The sequence below is a fragment of the Cellulomonas septica genome (genome assembly GCF_012396155.1).
GTDB classification, from domain to species: Bacteria; Actinomycetota; Actinomycetes; order Actinomycetales; family Cellulomonadaceae; genus Cellulomonas; species Cellulomonas septica.
Map to the genome: position 1 here is coordinate 1 of NZ_JAAXOY010000413.1, position 3,223 is coordinate 3,223.

The following is a 3,223-nucleotide window of genomic DNA, read 5'->3' on the forward strand; positions in this document are numbered from 1 at the left end:
GGTCGAGCAGGACCGTGTCGTCGGTGCGGAGGGCGAGGTGCGGGACCGCCCGTGCCGCCGCGCGCGACCGCAGCACCTCGACCGGCGTCCCGCAGCGCTGCGCGACGTCGCGCGTGCGCCCGACGAGCGGACCGTCGTCCGGCCCGACGACCGCGTGCGCGCAGGGCGACAGCAGCGTCGTGCCGGACTCGGCCTCGAGCTCGCGGTAGCGCGCCCGGGACCGGTCGGCCAGCGCCGGGTAGTGCGGTCCCTCCCAGTGCAGGCGCCGGAACAGGCGCGTGCCGCCGTGCGAGCCGCCGTGCACGTGGCCGGGCTGGTGCTGCTCGACGCCGACGGCCCGCAGCCCCGCGCGCGCGAGGCTCCACAGCGTGGTCGCGCCGGCGACGCCGAGCCCGACCACGACCACGTCGACGACGTCGTCGACCCGGCCGACCCGACCGGGCCGTGCCCCCGGATCGCCGCCGGGCATCAGATCTTCATCGCGCAGCCCCGGCTCTCCAGCCGGTTGACGCGTCGCTCGATGCGCAGCACGTCGCCCGTGACGCCGCACGGGCAGGCGACGTCGCGGTCGACCCAGCCGAAGTCCTCGCTGAGGACGAACCCGGGGAAGCTCGTCGGGGTCGGGTCGCAGTACGCGAGCAGCCCGGACTCGCCCGGCTCGACGGGCGCGAGCGTGCGGGGGTCGCGCGCGCTCACGTACAGCCACGGCGGGCAGTGCTTGGCGTGGTGGGCGCACTCGAGCGCGATGGTGTTGAGCTCGACCATGTTGAACGCGTCGCGCACGGCGCCGACGCCGTGCAGCCCGAGGGACGGGACCAGCGCGTCGTGCAGCGCGTCGCGCGCCACGGCCTGCCCCTGCCGCCCCTTCCAGCCGCCGATCGTCACGGCGAACCGGCGCGGGTGCGCGGGCAGCGGGTGCGAGCGCAGCGCGTGCGCGAGGTCCCACAGCAGGGGCGGCGGCCCGACGACGAGCGACGGCACCGACGGGTCGTCCGCCGCGAGCGCCGCGACCAGCCGCTCGGTCTCGACCGCGCCGTCACGCACGTAGAAGTCGGTCTCGTGCAGCACGGAGACGCCGGACATGACGTAGGAGATCCACAGGTGCTGCGACTCGTCGACGCGCGGACCCACGTTGTGCACGACGGTCTCCGCGTGCTCGACGTCGAGCAGCTCGTGCGTCGCGGCCGTGACCGACGCGAAGAACCGCATGAGCGTCGCGTCGTCGCGCGGGACCCGGGAGACCGTCCCCTGCGTGCCGCTGCTCGTCGTCTGCACGACGGGCTCGTCGCCCGTCCGGACCAGGTCGGCCGCGCGCTTGAACACGCCGCTGGGCAGCAGCGGGATCCGGTCGAGCGTGTCGACGTCGATCGTCGCCGGGTCCAGGCCGTCCGCGTACCGCGCGTAGGCCGGGTTGTGCGCGACGTGGTGCGCGACGGCGTCGCGCAGGAACGCGGCACGGACCTCGGGCGCGGCGCCGTCGCGCATCACGTCGGTCGCGGACAGCCACGCGTCGAGCGCGCTGACCTCGTCGGCCGTCGTCGTCGGGGCGGGGCGGGTCGCGGTCGTGCTCATCGGTGGTCTCCCTCGGCGGGCGCGGGTCGGGGGTCCGTGCCGACGGCGGCGAGGTCGTCGGCCTGCATCGTCGCCCGGACCCGGTCGTACCGGTCGACGAGGTAGTGCTGCGCGGCGTCGGTGCGGCGCGTGTAGTAGCGGCCGGGGTCGTCCCACGAGCGCTCGATCGACACGAGCCGGACGAGCGTGTGCATGCCGAGCGAGCCGTCGTGCGTGAACCCGGCGCGCGGCATGCGCGAGAACCCGGCCTCGACGAGCCGGTCCGCGCCCGCGGCCGCCCACCGGTCGCGGTGCTCGGTCGTGATCCGCCAGGGGTGCACGCTCAGCGTCTGGCTGTGCCGGTCGAGGTGCCGGGCCACGTCGCCCAGGTCCTCGACGGGGTGCACGAACAGCGTGCGGCCGAGCGGGTGCGGCAGGTCCGTGGTGCCGAGCGGCAGCTCGACGACCGCCCAGTCCGGCGTGACCGTCGACGGGAAGCCGCGGAACGACGCCTCGGCGAGCAGCGCGGACCGGTTGGCGAGCACGTCGCGGTTCTCGGTGACGAACGGCAGGTTGCCCGTGAACGTCGCGAACGCGTCGCGCGCGGCGGCGACGAACGCCGTCGTGTCGCCCTTCACGAAGACGCGCTGCGTGTTGAAGCACGCCTCCTGGTCGTAGAACGCGGCGTCCTCGACGACGCGCATCGCGGCCTCGCGGACGTCGGTGCGGGTGTCGGTGAGGTCGACGACCGACGCGCTGTGCCGCGGGCCGTACTCGGCCAGCGGGACGTTCACGCCGAGCTTGCTGCGCACCGACCGGACGGCGGCCTCGCCGCCCCACACGCAGGCCGCGTCGACGGACGCGATCGCCGCGTCCCCGACCGCGTCGCCGTGCGGCCAGTACGGCAGCGACAGCGCGCGCGACACCGGGTGCTGCGGGTCGACCTCCAGCACCGCGAGCGCGAGCCCGACGGGCGAGATCGGGTCCCGCGAGGGAAGCTTCGCGATCGAGCGGTTCTTGGTGACCATGCCGCGGCACAGGCTGTACATCGACGCGAGCGGCAGGTTGCCGACCAGGTAGTGCAGGACCAGCCCGCGGGGGTACGCGCGCCGGTACGACATCTGCACCGGCAGCCACTCGTCGAGGATCCGCTGGTCGCCGAACTCCGACTCGATCTGGTCGTACAGGTGCCAGCGCTGCGCGAGGAAGTGGCCGATCGTCTCGTAGTCGCGCTCCATCATCACGTCGGGGAACTGCGTGAGCGTGTGCGCGTGCCGGCGCACGAACATGCGCGCCGCGAGGCGACGGGCGTCCCACAGCTCGCCGACCTTGCCGAGGAACGTGATGATCTCCGCCGACGAGATCTCCGCGAGCTCGGCGTCGAGCTCGGGCGCGGCGGCGTGGATCTCGTCGAGGTGCGACCGGTGGAACCGCGGGATGCGGACCGCCGCGCCGCTCTCGAACCGCAGCAGGTGGACGTCGTCGTCCTGCGGGCCGTCGGCGTACCGCGCGACGCCGTTGACGATGAGCGGGAGGTCGATGACCTGGTCCATGGGTTCTCCGTTCGGTGGTGCGTGACGTCGGGGTGCGCGGGGCGCGTCCGTCGGGGTGCGGGTCGGGGCGGCCGCGCGTCAGGCCGGTTCGGCGCGCGGGACGCGTCGGGCCAGGCCCG

3 protein-coding genes are annotated in these 3,223 nt (G+C 74.7%); all 3 read right to left on the reverse strand.

Annotation, left to right across the window (positions count from 1 at the left end):
• Window positions 1–469: FAD-dependent oxidoreductase (locus HGA02_RS14145; protein WP_168679589.1), on the reverse strand; the 469-nt coding region annotated here is incomplete at its 3' end.
• Window positions 469–1,572 (reverse strand): LuxE/PaaK family acyltransferase, encoded by a 1,104-nt coding sequence (locus HGA02_RS14150; protein ID WP_168679591.1) that lies wholly within the window; start codon window positions 1,570–1,572, stop codon window positions 469–471. The genes HGA02_RS14150 and HGA02_RS14145, both read right to left, overlap by 1 nt.
• The gene (locus HGA02_RS14155) at window positions 1,569–3,104 is read right to left on the reverse strand and encodes an acyl-CoA reductase (RefSeq protein WP_168679593.1); all 1,536 of its coding nucleotides are present in this window, start codon (window positions 3,102–3,104) and stop codon (window positions 1,569–1,571) included. Before HGA02_RS14155 ends, HGA02_RS14150 begins: the two co-directional genes overlap by 4 nt.
• Window positions 3,105–3,223 lie beyond the last annotated feature (119 nt).

Bases quoted from the DNA above. Each gene is read 5' to 3' on its own strand.
- HGA02_RS14150 (WP_168679591.1), bottom strand. From the start codon at position 1,572: ATGAGCACGACCGCGACCCGCCCCGCCCCGACGACGACGGCCGACGAG.
- HGA02_RS14155 (WP_168679593.1), bottom strand. From the start codon at position 3,104: ATGGACCAGGTCATCGACCTCCCGCTCATCGTCAACGGCGTCGCGCGG.